Origin of the sequence: Paenibacillus xylanexedens, from assembly GCF_017874615.1 — a bacterium.
Classification (GTDB): Bacteria; Bacillota; Bacilli; order Paenibacillales; family Paenibacillaceae; genus Paenibacillus; species Paenibacillus xylanexedens.
In genome coordinates, this window is record NZ_JAGIKV010000004.1 from 78,740 (window position 1) to 96,571 (window position 17,832).

Below are 17,832 nucleotides of genomic sequence, written 5' to 3' on the forward strand. Positions count from 1 at the left end.
CTTTTATTTCGTTCTGCCCTTTAGTTTATATACATAAGCCAGCACTTCAGCTACCGCTTGAAACAAATCGGCCGGTATAGCGTCACCAATCTCGGCTCTCTGGAACAATGCCCGTGCTAATGGCTTGTTTTCCATCGTAATAACACCGTTCTCTTTTGCTATTTCCTTAATACGCAAGGCGACATAATCCTGACCTTTGGCAATAATCTGCGGTGCTTCCATCTCGGAACCTTCATACTTTAGCGCAACCGCAAAGTGGGTCGGGTTCGTGATGATCACATCCGCATTCGGCACTTCCTGCATCATGCGCTGCATAGCCATACGACGCTGGCGTTCCCGGATTTTACCTTTGATCAGCGGATCACCTTCCATTTTCTTGTACTCGTCTTTGATGTCTTGCTTGGACATACGAATCTTCTTCTCATGATCATACTTCTGATACATGTAATCAAATATCGCAAGTATCATCAATGCCGCTGCAATCTTGATACCAAGACTTAAAGTGATCGACGCAGCGAAATGTAAAATAGCATCCAATGAAAAATGAGAAAGTGAAGCAATATCTGACTGGTAGCCCTTAATTGTACTGTAAACGAGATAACCGATAATCGACATTTTCAAAATGGATTTAGCAAATTCCACCAATGAGCGGAGAGAGAAGATATTTTTGAAACCTTTAATCGGGTCCAGTTTCTCAAGTTTTGGCTTCAAACCTTCCCCTACAAGAAGAAAACCAACTTGCATGTAGTTAACGATCAAAGCAACCAGTACCGCACCCAGCAAAACGGGAGCGATCAACAACAAAACTTCAATGCCATAGCGCATCATAAGCGCCATCACATTCTCTCCGGTGATTTCCATACTCAATCGATTGATGAAGATATCTGTAAACAGACGAACTATACGTTCTTTATAGAAGTTGCTGAATACCATCATGATTAAAAACACGAACAGGAGAATGGATGCGCCAGATAGTTCAGCACTTTTGACAACCTGTCCTTTTTTTCGTGTATCCTGTCTCTTTTTCGGGGTAGCTTTCTCCGTCTTCTCCCCTGAAAACAACTGGAGGTCGAGTTGAAGTTTCATCCGTGTCTTTTCCTCCGTTTCACTCAGCCGGGCCTTTGTCCAATGGTTCCAAGCAATTTTTCCATCGATCTGAATATCGCTTCGAACAATTGACTAAATACAAAGGAGAAACTGGGAACCAGCAAAAGCAAAATAGCAAGACCAACGAGTAACTTAAGCGGCAACCCTACTGCAAATACATTAAATTGAGGAGCAGTTTTGGCCAAAAAACCCAATCCAACATCCGTCAAAAACAACGCAACTACAATCGGAGCCGACATCTGAAAAGCCAGCATAAATGATTGACCTAAGGTCTGAATCAAAAATTCAGCAATACTTCCATCTGCCAACCGTAGGAAAAACACATTAGATAATGGTACCCACCGGTAACTGTAAACTATCGCATCCAGCAAATAATGGTGACCATTCATCGTCAGAAACAGAAGCATAGCAAATGCATACTTCAAGTTACCCGTAAGTGGCGCTGAAGCACCTGTCATTGGATCGTATACATTGGCCATACCAAAACCGATCTGTAGATCGATAAAGGTCCCAGCAGTCTGAACAGCCGTCATCAACAGATAAGCCACAAAACCTAAAAGCAGGCCAATTAGAATCTCTCTGATGATCAATAAAACATAGCTCAGATCGGTGGGTACGGTCTGGTCTATTCCGTAGATCAGATAGACAGACAATGTGACAAATGCAGAGATTCCAATTTTAACTGAAGTTGGCACATTTCGAGCCGAAAAAACCGGCGCAGTTACAAAAAATGATGTGATTCGACAAAACATAAGCAGAGCGACAGGGAAACTTTGCAACAATGTCTCCATCTGCTAAAGCCTACCCTATGTATCTGTATAGATTATCGAGAATGTTAAACGTGAAATCGACCAATATATTCAAGATCCAAGGTCCAAACAAAAGTACTGACAGAAGTACGGCAACAATCTTGGGCACAAAAGCTAATGTTTGTTCCTGAATTTGAGTTGTCGCTTGAAAAATACTGATTGCAAGTCCTACAACCAGAGCTAGTATGAGCATGGGTGCACTGGCCAGCAATGACGTGTATACCGCTTTCCCGGCCAGACCGATAATAAATTCCGAAGTCATGACCGTCCTCCTTTAACTTTCCGGGTCAAGTATTAAAACTTAGCAACAGTGACTTGACTACCAGGTACCACCCGTCCACAAGGACAAAGAGCAGTATTTTGAAAGGTAATGAGATCATGACCGGCGGAAGCATCATCATCCCCATTGCCATGAGTGTACTCGCGACAACAATGTCTATAACCAGAAACGGAATAAAAATCATAAATCCCATCTGGAATGCTGTCTTCAACTCACTGATTACATATGCCGGTACCATTACAGTGATTGGAATATCCTGGTAGGTCTTTGGTTGTTCAGTCTGATTGTATTTCATAAACAGCAACAGATCTTTTTCTCTGGTGTGACTAAACATAAATTTCTTCATGGGATCCGCTGCTTTTTCAAGTGCCTCGGTTTGCGTAAGCTCTCCCTGGAGATAGGGCTGAAGCGCTACCTGATTTATGGAAGACAACGTCGGCGACATAATGAAAAGTGTCAGAAATAGCGCCAAACCGACCAGCACCTGATTGGGTGGCATTTGTTGTGTACCCAAAGATGTACGTATAAAACCGAGCACAATCACAATCCGAGTAAAACTGGTCATCAGTACAAGCATTGCTGGAGCAATACTAAGCACCGTAATTAACAGAATGATGGACAGTGAACTCGTGCTTGGTGTTCCTCCATCACCGTTTCCGATTTGAATATCAATATTCGGAATGGGCTCGGCAAAGGCAACTGTAACAGAAGCTAGACTGATAAGTCCTAGCAAACAACACGCTAACCAAATCTTTTTCTTCATGAATCCCTCGACCGATCTGTAGTATTGTCTTTATCCAGGAGCTTCTCCATCTTCTCTTTACGGTTAGGCATCTGCCGAAGTTTGGATTCAAACATTTCGTGAAAAGAAGTTGTGTCCTCCAGTTCCATTTCCCGCGGCGGTTCTTCTCTACGGAAACGTTTGGTGAGCTTGGCAATGAGAGGTGAGAGATTCCCATGTTGTGCAGCAGCATCTCTTTCGAAGGAATCAATGATTCTTTGCGCCTCTTCCAGATCTGAAACCTTATCTACCAACTGAATGTCTTCACCTACACCAAGCAGATATACACTTCCACCAATTTCAATAATTTGCAGCGACTTGTTTTGCCCCAGTCCAATCCCGCCCAGGGTACGAATTGTGCCATGCCGGAACATTTGCTGATTCCGTTTGTTTAAGAACCGGATCAGATAAACAATAAGGACCAGGATGACGGCCAGGACAACAATCACCCATACAAGCTGTAAATAATAATTGGCTCCTGCGTCAGCTGCTTCTGGAAAATCACCCTGAGCCATCATCATGTCTCTTAAACGCCCAGTGTCTTGCTGATCGCTTCGATAACCCGGTCAGATTGGAACGGTTTAACGATAAAGTCTTTGGCACCTGCTTGAATAGCGTCGATTACCATCGCTTGTTGACCCATCGCGGAGCACATAATTACTTTAGCGTTAGCATCAATCTTCTTGATTTCTTTCAAAGCTGCAATGCCGTCCATCTCAGGCATCGTAATATCCATTGTGATTAGATCCGGACGAAGCTCTTTAAATTTCTCAATTGCTTGTGAGCCATCCTGTGCCTCACCAACAACCTCATATCCATTTTTGGACAAAATGTCCCGGATCATCATTCTCATAAATGCTGCGTCGTCTACGACTAAAATTCGGTTTGCCATCTTGATTCAAGTCCTCCCTAAATTGTGCTTATTGTAATTTCTGAATTCGGTCCCATTGGCTAACGATATCTATAACACGAACACCAAAGTTTTCGTCAATAACGACAACTTCTCCCTTGGCGATCAGTTTGTTATTCACCAAAATATCGACAGGTTCCCCGGCTAACTTATCCAGTTCGACAATCGAACCCTGTGACAGTTCCAAAATATCTTTAATTTGCTTCTGGGTCCTTCCTAATTCTACGGTGACCTTAAGGGGAATGTCCATCAATAAATTCAAATTGTTTTCGTCTACCTGACCATACGCCCCATTTTGCAAATTGGCGAATTGAACTGGTTGTACGTTAACATTCCTATTTGGCATTCCACCGTAATGTTGAGGTGCACCATAAGGTTGCTGCGGTGGCATGCCATACGGCTGCTGTGGCGGCATTCCTTGAGGCATACCCATCGGGGTCTGTCCATATCCGTTATAGTCCTGGGCAGGCTGTTGTGGAGCCTGTGGAGCCTGTTGGTGCTGAACGGGCGGCTGCTCCGCAACCGGTGGTGGCGTTGCCGGTACAGCTGCTGGCGCAGGTTCAGGTGTTGATGCCACTGGTGCGCTGGCAGTTGACTCCTGAGCGCCTCCAATCAGCATGTCTACCATGCTTTTAGCAAAATGTACTGGAAGCAACTGCATCAGATTGGAATCGATCAGATCCCCGATTAACAAACGAAATGAAACTTGGATAAGGGTCTCATCTGCTGGAAGATTACTTACACCCTCTCCACTCTCCAGATTGAGAATATCGATTCCCGGAGGGGAAATATTCACAAAACGATTAAAAATCGTGGACATTGAGGTTGCAGAGGAACCCATCATCTGGTTCATCGCTTCCTGTACCGCACTAATATGGATTTCATTCAGTTCTTCATCGACCGGATTTCCTTCGCCACCCAGCATCAAATCAGCGATGACTTGAGCATCTCTCTTCTTGATAACAAGCGAGTTAATACCTTCGAATCCATCCACATAATTCACATGAACAGCAACATGCGGCTTAGGAAAAGCTTCTTCAAACTGCGTTCGACTAATGATAGAAACTTTAGGTGTTGTAATATCTACTTTGAGGCCTAATAGCGTGGATAAGGCTGTTGCCGCGCTACCAAATGTGATGTTACCAATCTCCCCCAAGGCATCCTGCTCCAGCTCGGTCAAAAAATCATCAACCGTCTTTTCAGCGGGTTCCGAGCTGTTTATCGATTCCGATTGCCTGAGCAAAGCATCGATTTCTTCTTGGGATAAATAATCCTTACTCGTCAAATTCTTCAACTCCTTCGGTGACAATCTTGTCTATTTGCACAGCCACACGGTCTTTGATTGTCCCCGGACTGCCCATGTATTTCAGTTTGTCACCCACTTTAATGGAAAGTCCCTCATCAACTGGTTTGTTCAACGTAATGACATCACCAACGGACAGACCCAGAAATTCTGCAATTGAAATTCTTGATTCTCCCAATTCCGCAACGATTGGTAACTTGGCTTTGTTCACACGCTCTTTTAGAGCATCATACTCCTCCGGAGCTCTCGTTTTCTTCTCCGAAACAAACCACTGATGAGTTGACAACCGTGACATAATAGGTTCAAGAACGACATGCGGTATACATAGATTGATCATGCCTGTCGTGTCACCAATTTTGGTACTGAGCGAGATCAGAGCAATGGTCTCATTGGGAGATACAATCTGCATAAATTGCGGATTGGTCTCGAGCGCTTCCATCCTTGGGGTAATATCCAACACGGTCTTCCATGCTTCTTGCAAACTTTCAAATGCACGGCTGAATATTCGTTCCATGATGGTCGTTTCAATCTCCGTCATCGATGCAATCTTTGTTGGAGCACTCCCGGTTCCACCAAGCAGGCGATCCAACATCGCATATCCCACGTTTGGATGGACTTCCATCACCATTCGCCCCTGTAGTGGCTCCGCTTCAAAAATGTTCAATATCGTCATCTTAGGAATAGAACGGATAAACTCATCATAAGGCAACTGTTCGACCTGAACGACATTGATTTGAACGAACGTCCGCAGTTGGGCTGAAAAATAAGTGGTGAGAAAGCGTGCAAAGTTTTCGTGAATACGAGTCAAGCTTCTAATATGGTCTTTGGAAAAACGCACTGCCCGCTTAAAATCGTACGATCTGATTTTCTTCTGAGTTTCTTCCTTCTTCAATTCTTCTGCGTCCATTTCACCAGAAGAAAGGGCTGCTAATAGGGCGTCAATCTCATTTTGTGATAATACATCCACCATGTTCTCACCCCCTTACAGGTCTACAGCATGTTCTGTTCATTTACATCGTTGCTATAACAATGGATGAAAAGCTCGTACTACTTAGATTACCTTCTGGTAAAGCTTCATTAATAAGACCGGTCAATTTCTCGTTAAATAATATCCGGCCCTTCGCTGTAGCCAATTCCTCAGACTTCGTATCTGCAAGCGTCTGAATAATGATTGGTTTTACCACAATTTCTTTAATTTTCTCAAAATCTTCTTTTGCAGTTTTGTCAGTCAACTTGAACGAGAAGCTGACAACTACAACATGATCCGTATCAGCTAAATTGGTTTTAATTTCTCCAAGTTCAGAGGAAACCTCTACAATCTCATCCGCAGTCATCTTCTTGGCTTCTGAAGCTGCCGCCGTATGTGTGTCGTCCTTATTCCCGTTCTGTCCTTGCATAAATACAAACACAACCACCACAATGAGTGTTATCGCCAGCAACATTGTTGCAAGCCAGGGCATCATTTTTTTCATCAGGATTCCTCCGTTTGCTGCACTTTAATAGTGGCTGCCTGAACCCCGATTTCACGGTTGTAATCTTTAATCTTGGAAATAACGTCAGCGGCTTTTTCAAGCACAATCAGTCTCTTTCCAGTTACCAGAGTAATATACGTATCCGGCGTCTCTTCCACAATTTCAACCATCAGCGCATTTAACCACATGGGAGAACCATTTAACCGCGTAACCGAAATCATGCTAAGCCCCCTTAATCAGAGTGGGAGGAGCAAGCTCCCCCACGTTTTAAAAATTCATTAATCAGCTATTAACGTTTCAGGTTAACAACTTCCTGAAGTATTTCATCCGACGTTGTAATGATCCGGGAGTTTGCCTGGAATCCACGTTGAGCTACGATCATCTCAGTAAACTCTCCTGTCAGATCCACGTTAGACATCTCGAGCTGTCCAGCAATGATTGCTCCTGTTCCGTCCTCAGCACTGTTCGCAGTTAAAGGATCAAGAGTACCGTCAGGATTTGCGTTAGCTGTCATACGGTATAGGTTACCCCCTATTTTTTCCAATCCTTCAGGGTTAACTACCTTCCCTATTCCAATTTGAGTATCGCCTTCGATTGTTCCATCAGCCATTGTCTGATTAATCATACCGTTCTGTCCGATTGTGAATGAAACAACATCATCCCCAATTGTAATGGGCTCTCCCTCACTACTTAAGACGAACAAACCATCTGAAGTTACAAGATTTCGAGCAGCATCAACATGGAAATCCCCTGCACGTGTCAAGTAAGGAATTTCCTGATCTCCACCCAAGGAGACAAGAAAAAAGCCATCTCCGTTAATACGTAAGTCTGTCGGATTGTTTGTAGTCATTGGGCTTCCTGCGAGATGCAGTGTATCTATAGATCCCACAGATACACCCAAACCGATTTGCTTTGCATTCACACCACCAGATGGAGCATCAGTTGGGGCAGTTACCCCTGCCGTTGTTTGGCTCATAATATCTTTGAACATAACCCGACTGCCTTTGAAGCCAACCGTGTTTACGTTCGCAATATTGTTACCAATTACGTCGAGTTTTGTTTGGAAACCCCGCATCCCGGAAACGCCTGAGTACATTGATTTCAACATTTTTAAAAATCCTCCCAGTCTTCATTTGGTTACCGCATCAGTCGGTCAGCGGCATTCCGGCTCCCGAGAAGGGCCAGCCGGTCAAGAAATGATTACGGCACTATCAATCTGAGTGAACACATTATTCTTCATGCTTTCACTATCCATAGCGGTAACCACAGTACGATTTTTGACATTGACGATAAAAGCCATATCCTGCATTAAAATCAATGACTCTTTGGCTCCTTTGGCAGCAGCTTTGTCCAAAGCAGAACCAATCTGTTCCATTTGCTCGGTTTTGAGTTCAATACCACGCTGTTCCAATCGTTTGGCAGCATGATTGCTCAATTTCAGAAGATTATCTTCCAGCAATTTTGCAAAAGGTTTTTCGGGTATAGCCGAAGCTTCTCCCGTTTTGGGTCTTTGAAGCATATTCGGTGTAATCGGGCCTGCGTATAATTGTCCAACCGTTATGCGATCACTCATATCGTTTTCCCGCTATCTTCCGTATCACCCGTTTCAGCGGATGATTCAACTTCCTGGCTCTCGTTCGTTTCAGGGGTTACATCCTGAACGTTCTGTACCGGAGTTTGACCCTCTTCTGCCTGTTTTGGATAATTCACCTGAATGATCTCATCCAGCTTAATCTCGTCGTTGCCCACTTTTGCGTATTGAACGCTATCTCTTACAATGATGGAATCTACAATACCCTTACGAAGAGTTCCGTTATCATCTTTATTAGAAGAAAGCCAACTTACCTCCATGCCAATCATACCGGATACAGCACCAAGGGACTGGTTCAATGTTTTAAGCTGCGTAGAAATATTGACCAGTTGTTCCACTGAGCTGAACTGTGCCATTTGAGCGATAAATTCCTTATCCTCCATTGGCTGCATCGGGTCTTGATTTTGCAGCTGGGTAATCAGGATTTTTAGAAACTGATCTTTGCCCAATTCTTTTGTTGCAGCACTTGTGGTTGCTTTATTGGCTGCCGAATAGTTCGGCCAGGTATTATTCATTGAAACATTTTCATTAGCCATTTACTCACCTCATTTCTGTTTAAGCCTCAGCACTAAACGTATCTCTCTGTAATTCGTTTCCTTCGACTTGCTCGCTACGCCAGTTACGCAATTCTTCTTGAATCCCTGCTGTAGCTATAGCATCATCCGATTGTTCCTCACGCTCACGCGAACGGCGTTGTTGTTGAGAGTTACTTCCTGGCTGACGGCCTCCGTCCTGATACATCTGTGATCCGATTGAACTGTTCTGAGTAACCTCAAGTCGTTCCACCTGAATCCCCTGGGCTTGAAGTGAAGAACGCAGCTGCGTCATTTGTTGTTCAAGTATGTCTTTGGCCATCGTATGCTCAGTCATAAACCGTGCAACCAACTGCCCGTTCTGCAAGGTAATTTGAACATCCAATTTACCTAGATGCTCAGGCCGAAGTGAGATGGTCGCCTCGGAAAATCCTTTTTGCTGGACAATATCCAGCTTGTTAACAACAAACTGTGTCATTTCCTTGGCAAACTGTGATGTTTGCATTACAGGTTCAGCCGGTTTTCCTGCTGTTATACCTGATGAACGCAAGGACAGCTCTCCTGCAGTAATGATGGTTGAGTGTTCAACTTCTCCACCTGCATTTGAAGTAGATGTTGTCTCAGCCTCAGCTTTCACCTGGGTTCCAGAATTCGCCACTGCCGCAACAAGAACTTGTGGTACGACCGAATCCTGTTTGGATGTTTGAAGCGAAGTATTTGGAGCGACCTGTGCAGTCTGATCCTTAACTGCTGTCAACGTATCCAGTATGGATTTCAGTTCAGTCCATCTTTTGTTACTCGTAGTATCTACTCCAGCCTCTTGAAGCTGACTCTGCAGAGATTGTAGCAAATGTTTGAATTCCGGAGCGTTCTTCGCAACGGTACTCTCAGGATCATTCATTCCAGCTACTAATTGTGTAAGCATATCTTGCAGAACAAAACGTACGGCTGCCGGATGCTGCGACAGTTCAATTGCGGGTACTGATTTTACACTTTCCGCTCCGTTCGAAGACTCGTCGGAACCTTCTGCATTAGCACCTGAAGGATTACTTAATTGTGTATACATCTGTTGAATCAGAGTTTGCAAACCTGCAAGTAGAGCTGGGTCATTTTCCAAAGCTTCGTCAAGCACATCCAAGTCCGTGAACAACGAATTCAGTACAGCCGTGATTGATGCCGCTTCTCCTTCTTCACTTGTAGCAAAGGAAAACACCAACGGAATGGCAGTTAAACTTCCAGTAGCGCTTGAACTTTCACCTTCTGTGTTTCCTCCAGATAGCGATTGTGCAAGAGTTTGGAGAAATTCACCACTAGCACCTGTAGCTGAGCCTTTCGATTGTGCTCCGGTTGTCTGACCTGTTCCCGTTGCTTTCGCAGATGCTGTGGATGCCATTTGATATACAATCGACATTTATTTTCACCTCCTCTCGGTTATACAGTGTAATCAGCTCTACTTGTTACCCATTAATCTGTTCAAAATTTTTGCAGTTTCAACCGAGTCCTCTGAAGACATGTTCTCAAGCAATTGAGAGCGTGTTGCATCATCTACTGAATTCAGGATGGTCAATGTTTTGTCAGGACTTAACTTGTATGTTTCCAATAATAGCTTGGCACCACTTGAAGCAGACATCGAAGCAAATGTTTGACTAAGCTGGTTTTTATCCAGGTTTTTGCTTGTGGTTGTGGATGCAGTTGAAGTTGCTGCGGTTTCTTTCTTCAATCTGGATTGCAGCGCATCCAGTGCCAGATCCCCGGACGGTTTGGCATCCTTCATCATCATAGTGACATCGGCTGCTGTTTTCGGGTCCATCTTTTCAAGCACCTTGGTCCGAGCAGATGACTGCATGGCATTCAACAACAATACCATTTCCTCATTCGTCATATTTTGCAAAATCGGTGCAGCTTTGCTTGGGCTCATGTCAGCATACATTTTAGCCAAATCTTTGATTTGTTTCTGATAATCAGATTCCGTCTCCGGCGTTGCTGCTGTAGCCGTTTCAGCCGCTTTTTCCGCATCATCCAACTTCTTCTGAAGGTCAGTAGACTTCTTTGCTTCGGTTGTTGTCGCTTCCTGTGCTGCCTTGAGCTCTGTTTCTTTGGCAGTTACTTGGGATTTCAGCTTTTCGATTGTGGCTTCAGCACTTTCAACCTGCTGCTCACTCTTCTCCAGCTTCTCCTTCTCCGGATCCAGTACAGGATCAGGTACCCATTCCTTGACTACCGGTATCTTGTTGGCGAACTCAAACAAATTATTACGAATATCTACATTAAATAGCGTAAGTAGTACGCCTAGCAGTACTACGGTGAATACAATCGGGATTGAAATCATGAGAAATTTTTCCCAACCGCCTCCCGATTCTTTTTCCATGTCGCTATCATCTTTAACAGCCATCGTTCATTCCTCCTTCACGAGACAACTTCGCGTCCGGCTCACATCAATTCGCGCGTCCGGCTTTGGCAGCGAAGCGTACAGTAGCCATCTCGTCCAGATCGTTCTGTTCCCGGAGGAGCATCTCCTGCTGAAAATTGATTTTGGCCTTGTCTCTCGCTCCAAGCCATACTTTTTCGTCAACCATCTTACCGTTTAGAAATGTCTGATTCCGCTGCACATTGACCTGAGCATGTTTAACATCACTGTTTTTGCGTGAAATGCACTCGTCAAGGTGATGTACATAACGCTGCATCTCCTGCAGACTGTTTACAGACGCTGTATTTTCCGTAGCAGATTGGATAATGCCGATCAGATTACTTCTGTCGTTCAGAAGTTGTATCAGATGTTCTTCCTCCGTCTGAAGTTTACCGATCGCTGTGGATAACATCCACTCTGCCTGTGTTTTTTCATTACTCTTCAGGTCAACAACTTTCTGGAAATGATATCGAAATTTCATCGTTTACCCATTCATCTCCTTGCAAATTCAAGAATCAAACGTTCCTGTACTTCACTTAAAGTGACTTTCTCGTCGACTTTCTGCTTGGTAAAGTTCCATATACTATCAATCTGGTCTATCGATTCATCTATGGCTGCATTTGATCCCCGCTGGTAAGCCCCAATATTGATCAAATCTTCCGATTCTTTGTACACAGCCATCAAACGTTTCATATTATTAACGGCTTCCAACTGCTCTTCCGGAGCAATATCCTTCATAACACGACTTATGCTGGCTAACACATCAATCGCTGGAAAATGACCTTTATTTGCAATGGATCGATTTAACACAATGTGCCCATCCAGAATACCCCTTACCGCATCCGCGATCGGTTCATTCATGTCATCCCCATCGACCAGAACGGTGTAAAAGGCTGTAATCGAACCGGTAGGTCCTGTACCCGCCCGTTCAAGCAGTTTGGGCAAACTTGCAAATACCGATGGCGTATATCCTCTCATTGCCGGAGGTTCACCCACGGCCAGACCAACTTCCCTTTGTGCCATCGCATATCGGGTTACCGAATCCATCATGAGCATCACGTTCATTCCACGATCTCGGAAATACTCTGCAATAGTGGTTGCGATAACCGCTCCCTTAATCCGAATCAGGGCAGGCTGATCTGAAGTTGCAACAATGACTACGGAACGTTCCAATCCTTCTGGACCCAGATCCCGTTCGATAAAGTCGCGAACCTCACGTCCACGTTCACCCACAAGCGCGATGACATTGACATCTGCTGCTGTATTGCGAGCAATCATGCCCATCAATGTACTCTTACCAACACCAGAACCGGCAAAAATACCTACACGCTGTCCCTTACCTACGGTCAGCAATCCGTCGATTGCTCTTACACCAACACCCATCGTTTCAAGTACACGCGGACGATCCATTGGATTAACCGGGGTATTGGAGGTAGAGTACATCGGCATTCTGGATGGAAGGAGGGAACCGTCCAGCGGTTGTCCAAGTCCGTCCAATACTTTACCGAGCAATTCGGAGCCTACCTGAACACCGAGTGGTTTACCCGTACCTACTACATCACAACCAGGACCGATGGATTGAAGTTCACCCAGTGGCATAAGCAGCACTTTGTTATCTCGAAACCCAACAACTTCGGCCTGAAGAGGCTTGGCCGATTTCCCAGGATAGATATAACATACGTCACCGATACTAGCATCTGGCCCTTCTGACTCCACCATAAGACCAATGACCTGAGTAACTTTGCCGTTAATACGAACAGGATCGAATTGGCGCAAATGTTCCATATATCGCTGTGAACTAAGAACCTTCATGTTGATTTCTTCGCTCCTCATCCTCAAGTGCTATGCGGACCAGTTCTTTTTTAATCTCAGCAAGCTGTGTATCAATTCTCGCATCTACACTTCCGAACGATGAACGAATGACACATCCCTTATCTTTGACCGTTGAATCAGGCAAAATCTGCAATTCTGCCTGAGAGTCAATGGACAGAGATAATTCTTCACGAGCTGCCTGTACAAATGTAAACTGATCAGGAGCCACACAAAGTGTAATTAAACCCTGCTCCCGTTTACGTGCCAAACTCTGACGAATCAGTTCCAATGTATGATCGGGTTCAATGGTAAGTTGCTTATCAATGACTTTCTCAGCGATCCCGCAAGCGAGCTCCACGAGAAACGGTTCGGCTTCCTGAATGATCTGATCTTTAGCTACATAAGCTTCCTTGAGCACTTCCTGGGCTTCAATCATCATCTTTTCGATCTGTACCTGGAGATCCAGTTCAGCTTGTACTTTGCCTTCTTCAAAACCCTGTTGGAAACCTTGTGAACGAAGTGCTTCGGTCAGATGTTCATCCTGTTGTCGTTGTTCCTGCCACCAGCTATCGATCTGTTCACGGGCTTCTTGAAGCATGCGCTCTGCTTCTTCCGAAGCTTCACGTACTTGCTTTTCTGCAAACTCCTTGGCATCTTCCAGCATCTCTGCGGTGAGACGTTGTGTTTCTTCGTCCACGCGTGCTTGAAGCGTTTCAACTTCAGAACCTTCAGCACTCACACCATTTAATTCCGTTTCAGACTCTTCGGCACCACCATAATGATGATGATTCTCAAGTCTTTTACGGTCATCAACCGGTACATACTGGAAAGACTTAATCAAATTAGACAATGATATCATCTCCTCCACCGCGTGCGATAATGATCTCACCGGCTTCTTCCAATCTGCGTATCGTTCCTACGATACGTGTCTGAGCTTCCTCAACATCACGCAATCGCACAGGCCCCATGAACTCCATCTCTTCTTTGAATGTTTCGGACATCCGCTTCGACATGTTCCGGAACACAGCATCCCGAACCTCTTCGCTTGCCACTTTGAGTGCCAGCTGCAAATCTGCGTTGTCGATATCCCGGATAATACGCTGAATCGAACGATCATCCACATTGACGATATCTTCGAATACAAACATGCGTTTTTTGATTTCCTCTGCAAGCTCTGGATCCTGAATCTCGAGCGAGTCCAAAATAGTACGTTCTGTACCCCGATCGACTCCGTTCAGAATCTGAACGATCGATTCGATACCACCCGCATTAGTGTAATCCTGCGTTACGGTAGAAGATAACTTCTGTTCCAGTACCCGTTCCACTTGAGAGATAACTTCTGGCGAAGTACTATCCATAATTGCCACCCGGCGAGCGACATCTGCCTGTTTCTCTTGGGGCAAGGATGACAGAATCGCCGCAGCCTGTTCGAACTGAAGATAAGACAGAACCAGCGCGATCGTTTGCGGACTTTCATTCTGAATAAAGTTCAAGATTTGATTTGGATCCGCTTTGCGTGCAAAGTCAAACGGTCTGACTTGCAGCGTAGCTGTCAAACGGTTAATGACTTCAAGTGCTTTCGAAGAACCCAGAGCTTTCTCCAGGATTTCTCTCGCATAATTGATACCGCCTTGAGAGATATATTCCTGCGCCAGACAGATCTGGTGAAACTCGGCCATGATCATGTCCTTTTCGGAAGAGTCAACCTTGCGAACGTTGGCAATCTCCAACGTAAGTTGCTCAATCTCCTCATCACGCAGATGTTTGAAGATCTGAGCCGATACTTCCGGACCTAATGTAATCAACAATATTGCTGCTTTTTGTCTTCCAGTCAAACCTTGACTGCTTGCCTTCGCCAATGCGTTCACCTCTATTCGTCAGCCAGCCATGTACGCAGCAGATTGACGAATTCGTCTGGCTTTTTCTTGGCCAAACTCTCCAATTGTTTGCGCACCTGACTTTCGTTCGTTACACTGTCCAGCGTAATGGACGGGAACTCTGTTGCTATTGGAAGAGGAATCTCTTCTTCTTCGACTTCGTTTTGTTTGCGGCGACGGCGTACTAACAAAATAACTACCGCTGCGATCAATGCCGCTATGAGTGCGCCTCCACCCCACATCATCGTTGAGGAAAGCTGGAAACCTGTATTGTCTGCAGAGGCAGTCTGGAATCCTTGTGACATGACTGAAACTTTCTTTGTCAGATCGGCGTCACTTATTAGAGTGCCTGAGTCTGCCAGTGAAGCACGAACAATGTTGACCAAAATGTTCTCAATTGCGTCCTGAACCGGTCCCTGTAATTCTGTTTCTCCATTCGGTGGTTCAACTGCAACGTTAATGGTTAAGTCTTTTACAGTATACGGACTGGAAATAATATCCTTGGCGATTCGATTAACATCGTAGTTTATTGTGCTTGATGATTCTTCTGAGGTGGAGTTACCGGTTGCATCAGATGATGGGTAACCCGGAACTTCCTCTTGTCCTGTGCCAGCAACACCACCTGTTGGGTTGCTTGCGCCAGTGTAGCTCTTTTGAATCTCCTGCACACTGATCTCGATGCCTTTCATATTATCTACATCAACAGGTGTGACCAGATTTTCCTTACGTGTTTCTTTGTCAAAATTAAGCTTGGAGGCTACCAAAACATTAACTTTGTCTTCGCCTACAATCTGGGAAAGGAATTGCTTTACGTTATTGCGGACATCGTTTTCAAACTTTTTCTGTAATGCCATGTTCTCTTGAACTTCGGAAGACAACCCGCCACTGCCACCTCGGGCAGTTGGAATCAATTCTGCTTCATCTGTGTTCGTAATTGTGATGTTCTCAACAGGCAGATTAGGAATTGCAGTCTTAACCAAGTTAAAGTAGCCATCTACCGCTGCCTGATTTGGGTGATAACCCGGTTTGAATTGGAGAGCTACCGATGCTGATGCTTTGTCTTGTTCTTCCAAACCAGCAAAAATGTTATCTTTCGGCATATTAACGAGTACTTTAGCATCCTGTATCCCTTGCATCCGCTGAAGTAACTGTTCAACTTCTCCGTTTATAGCGTTGTTGTACTTTACATCAAACTCTTTATCCGTCATCCCGATGGGGGATGATGACTCCTCGAATGACTTATACCCTAATGAACCATTCTGAATAATCCCTTGAGATCCAACATTCACCTTTGCAATTGCAACACTTGTACTCGGTACGGATATGGTCTTGCCATCTGAACTTAATTTGTATGGAATGCTAGATGAATCGAGATAACTGATCACGCCCGCTGAATCACTTGCATTCAAATCTGTAAAAGCAACTTCATATTCCGTTTTGGACAATTGCATCGTGAGTACAACAGCAGCCAAAATCAGGAACAGGAAGGTGGATATAAATAATACTTTTTGCTTTTTGCTAAAACTATTCCAATACTGGGATGCCTTATCCCTGTACTGGGCGATTCTCTCATTCACTCTGTCACCCCATCCGAAACTTTGCTTAGTCTGTCCTTACTCAACCCTGGCCGTTTCATAGGTTGACGATCAGGAGCAGCATCGCAGCTGCTTTGTTGTAATGATCAGCGCTATTATCGAAGCGCAAGTAGGTTATTTTATAACTGCGTTCGCATAACTTCCTGGTATGCTTCGACCACTTTGTTTCGGACTTGAGTTGTGAGTTGTAGACTTAACAAGGCCTGTTCTGAAGCAATCATCACTTGATCCACATTCGCTTTGCCGACCAAAAATTGATTCGACATTTCATGCGATTGAGCCTCCTGTGCTGCGACGGACCCTAATGCATTCTGTAAGTATGTACCGAAGCTCTGAATGGTTTCGGCTGGTGTAGAAGGCTTACTTTCGGTTGCACTCTTCATCTGTAGCGGTTGTATCCCCTGAGTGCTAAACATGTTGTTCTGAATCATTAATGTCCCTCCCCTTCATCCCTGGTTTGTTTATTTCGTATTTTTATTTCAAAACAGATTATCTTCCAATCTCCAAAGCTTTGGAGATCATCGCTTTGGTTGAATTCAGTGCTGTTACGTTTGCTTCATAGGAACGCGAAGCAGAGATCATGTCGACCATTTCTTTCGCAATATCCACATTAGGCATATATACATATCCTTCTGCGTTGGCATCCGGATGAGAAGGGTCATACACAGGCTTCAAAGGTGACTGATCCTCGCGAATCTCCGTTACTCTTACGCCATCTCCTGAACCGCTACCTCTCATCTGATTTTGCAGCATCGTACCAAATGACGTTTTATTCGGCTCAAGCACAACCATTTTACGTTTGTAAGGGACCGCTTCACCATTGGATACGCTCGCGCGCGTCGTCTCTGCGTTGGCAATGTTGGAAGATATAACGTCCATCCGCAACCGTTGGGCTGTCAGAGCTGAGCTACTGATACTAAAACTATTACTAATGTTCAATTTAGGTTATCTCCCTTCCACGCCAACACGCATGATTTTAATTTGTTCGTTCACTTGCTGAATATAAGCGTTATAACGCAACTGATTCTCCGCCAGAAGACTCATTTCTCTGTCTATATCGACATTGTTTTCGTTGTTATTCATGGAGGTTGACTGGTCCATATTAACTACTGGCGTTGGTACGGAAGAGGAAGGACCTATGACAAAATGCCTTGCATCAGTTACTTTACCCTTAAGAACAGGCATATCTCCATTCATTTGCCCTTGCAGCATTTCTTCAAAAGAAACGTCCGAGCGCTTGAAATACGGGGTATCGGCGTTCGCGATGTTGTCAGCAATCGTTCGTTGTCTGATATTGGACGCATCGAGTGCACCTTGCAATCTTTTAAAGCTGATATCGTTTAAAAGATTCACAA

The 17,832-nt window shown here is 44.6% G+C and carries 23 protein-coding genes; all 23 read right to left on the reverse strand.

Annotation, left to right across the window (positions count from 1 at the left end):
• Positions 1-3: 3 nt before the first annotated feature.
• On the reverse strand, positions 4-1,086 hold the full coding sequence (gene flhB, locus J2Z28_RS06430; RefSeq protein WP_211081645.1) for a flagellar biosynthesis protein FlhB: 1,083 nt from the start codon (positions 1,084-1,086) through the stop codon (positions 4-6).
• A gap of 23 nt (positions 1,087-1,109) precedes the next feature.
• Positions 1,110-1,898, reverse strand: a complete 789-nt coding sequence (fliR, locus tag J2Z28_RS06435) for a flagellar biosynthetic protein FliR (protein WP_017689171.1) — start codon at positions 1,896-1,898, stop codon at positions 1,110-1,112.
• A gap of 10 nt (positions 1,899-1,908) precedes the next feature.
• Positions 1,909-2,178 carry a flagellar biosynthesis protein FliQ gene (fliQ, locus tag J2Z28_RS06440; protein WP_017689172.1) on the reverse strand — a complete coding sequence of 90 codons (270 nt, stop codon included), beginning with the start codon at positions 2,176-2,178 and terminating at the stop codon, positions 1,909-1,911.
• Positions 2,179-2,203: 25 nt separating this feature from the next.
• Positions 2,204-2,959, reverse strand: coding sequence for a flagellar type III secretion system pore protein FliP (gene fliP, locus J2Z28_RS06445; RefSeq protein WP_036609355.1), 756 nt, complete (start codon positions 2,957-2,959; stop codon positions 2,204-2,206).
• Positions 2,956-3,492 carry a flagellar biosynthetic protein FliO gene (locus J2Z28_RS06450; protein ID WP_211081811.1) on the reverse strand — a complete coding sequence of 179 codons (537 nt, stop codon included), beginning with the start codon at positions 3,490-3,492 and terminating at the stop codon, positions 2,956-2,958. The genes fliP and J2Z28_RS06450 overlap by 4 nt, the downstream gene beginning before the upstream one ends.
• An 11-nt stretch (positions 3,493-3,503) precedes the next feature.
• Complete coding sequence (locus tag J2Z28_RS06455) at positions 3,504-3,869, reverse strand: response regulator (protein WP_017689175.1); 366 nt, start codon at positions 3,867-3,869, stop codon at positions 3,504-3,506.
• A gap of 28 nt (positions 3,870-3,897) precedes the next feature.
• Entirely contained in the window at positions 3,898-5,172 is a 1,275-nt protein-coding gene (gene fliY, locus J2Z28_RS06460; RefSeq protein WP_211081646.1) for a flagellar motor switch phosphatase FliY, read from the reverse strand.
• The gene (gene fliM, locus J2Z28_RS06465; RefSeq protein ID WP_017689177.1) at positions 5,162-6,160 is read right to left on the reverse strand and encodes a flagellar motor switch protein FliM; all 999 of its coding nucleotides are present in this window, start codon (positions 6,158-6,160) and stop codon (positions 5,162-5,164) included. The genes fliY and fliM overlap by 11 nt, the downstream gene beginning before the upstream one ends.
• 40 nt (positions 6,161-6,200) lie before the next feature.
• Complete coding sequence (locus tag J2Z28_RS06470; RefSeq protein WP_211081647.1) at positions 6,201-6,662, reverse strand: flagellar basal body-associated FliL family protein; 462 nt, start codon at positions 6,660-6,662, stop codon at positions 6,201-6,203.
• Entirely contained in the window at positions 6,662-6,883 is a 222-nt protein-coding gene (locus J2Z28_RS06475) for a flagellar FlbD family protein (RefSeq protein ID WP_017689179.1), read from the reverse strand. Before J2Z28_RS06475 ends, J2Z28_RS06470 begins: the two co-directional genes overlap by 1 nt.
• 68 nt (positions 6,884-6,951) lie before the next feature.
• The gene (flgG, locus tag J2Z28_RS06480; protein ID WP_036609361.1) at positions 6,952-7,770 is read right to left on the reverse strand and encodes a flagellar basal body rod protein FlgG; all 819 of its coding nucleotides are present in this window, start codon (positions 7,768-7,770) and stop codon (positions 6,952-6,954) included.
• A gap of 81 nt (positions 7,771-7,851) precedes the next feature.
• Positions 7,852-8,235, reverse strand: coding sequence for a TIGR02530 family flagellar biosynthesis protein (locus J2Z28_RS06485; protein ID WP_211081648.1), 384 nt, complete (start codon positions 8,233-8,235; stop codon positions 7,852-7,854).
• Positions 8,232-8,789, reverse strand: coding sequence for a flagellar hook capping FlgD N-terminal domain-containing protein (locus tag J2Z28_RS06490; RefSeq protein ID WP_211081649.1), 558 nt, complete (start codon positions 8,787-8,789; stop codon positions 8,232-8,234). Before J2Z28_RS06490 ends, J2Z28_RS06485 begins: the two co-directional genes overlap by 4 nt.
• A 19-nt stretch (positions 8,790-8,808) precedes the next feature.
• The gene (locus J2Z28_RS06495; RefSeq protein ID WP_211081650.1) at positions 8,809-10,197 is read right to left on the reverse strand and encodes a flagellar hook-length control protein FliK; all 1,389 of its coding nucleotides are present in this window, start codon (positions 10,195-10,197) and stop codon (positions 8,809-8,811) included.
• 39 nt (positions 10,198-10,236) lie between these two features.
• Positions 10,237-11,178: a MotE family protein gene (locus tag J2Z28_RS06500; RefSeq protein WP_211081651.1), complete on the reverse strand. Its 942-nt coding sequence runs from the start codon at positions 11,176-11,178 to the stop codon at positions 10,237-10,239.
• A gap of 43 nt (positions 11,179-11,221) precedes the next feature.
• Positions 11,222-11,674, reverse strand: coding sequence for a flagellar export protein FliJ (fliJ, locus tag J2Z28_RS06505; RefSeq protein ID WP_211081652.1), 453 nt, complete (start codon positions 11,672-11,674; stop codon positions 11,222-11,224).
• Positions 11,675-11,685: 11 nt separating this feature from the next.
• Positions 11,686-13,005, reverse strand: a complete 1,320-nt coding sequence (gene fliI, locus J2Z28_RS06510) for a flagellar protein export ATPase FliI (protein ID WP_036609365.1) — start codon at positions 13,003-13,005, stop codon at positions 11,686-11,688.
• Positions 12,992-13,855: a FliH/SctL family protein gene (locus J2Z28_RS06515; RefSeq protein WP_211081653.1), complete on the reverse strand. Its 864-nt coding sequence runs from the start codon at positions 13,853-13,855 to the stop codon at positions 12,992-12,994. Before J2Z28_RS06515 ends, fliI begins: the two co-directional genes overlap by 14 nt.
• Positions 13,848-14,864, reverse strand: a complete 1,017-nt coding sequence (gene fliG, locus J2Z28_RS06520) for a flagellar motor switch protein FliG (protein WP_211081654.1) — start codon at positions 14,862-14,864, stop codon at positions 13,848-13,850. The genes J2Z28_RS06515 and fliG overlap by 8 nt, the downstream gene beginning before the upstream one ends.
• A gap of 11 nt (positions 14,865-14,875) precedes the next feature.
• Positions 14,876-16,459: a flagellar basal-body MS-ring/collar protein FliF gene (fliF, locus tag J2Z28_RS06525; protein ID WP_076249820.1), complete on the reverse strand. Its 1,584-nt coding sequence runs from the start codon at positions 16,457-16,459 to the stop codon at positions 14,876-14,878.
• A 137-nt stretch (positions 16,460-16,596) separates the two neighbouring features.
• Complete coding sequence (gene fliE, locus J2Z28_RS06530) at positions 16,597-16,908, reverse strand: flagellar hook-basal body complex protein FliE (protein WP_017689190.1); 312 nt, start codon at positions 16,906-16,908, stop codon at positions 16,597-16,599.
• 58 nt (positions 16,909-16,966) lie between these two features.
• Positions 16,967-17,416 carry a flagellar basal body rod protein FlgC gene (flgC, locus tag J2Z28_RS06535; protein ID WP_211081655.1) on the reverse strand — a complete coding sequence of 150 codons (450 nt, stop codon included), beginning with the start codon at positions 17,414-17,416 and terminating at the stop codon, positions 16,967-16,969.
• A gap of 6 nt (positions 17,417-17,422) precedes the next feature.
• Entirely contained in the window at positions 17,423-17,830 is a 408-nt protein-coding gene (flgB, locus tag J2Z28_RS06540) for a flagellar basal body rod protein FlgB (RefSeq protein ID WP_036670359.1), read from the reverse strand.
• Positions 17,831-17,832: the final 2 nt, after the last annotated feature.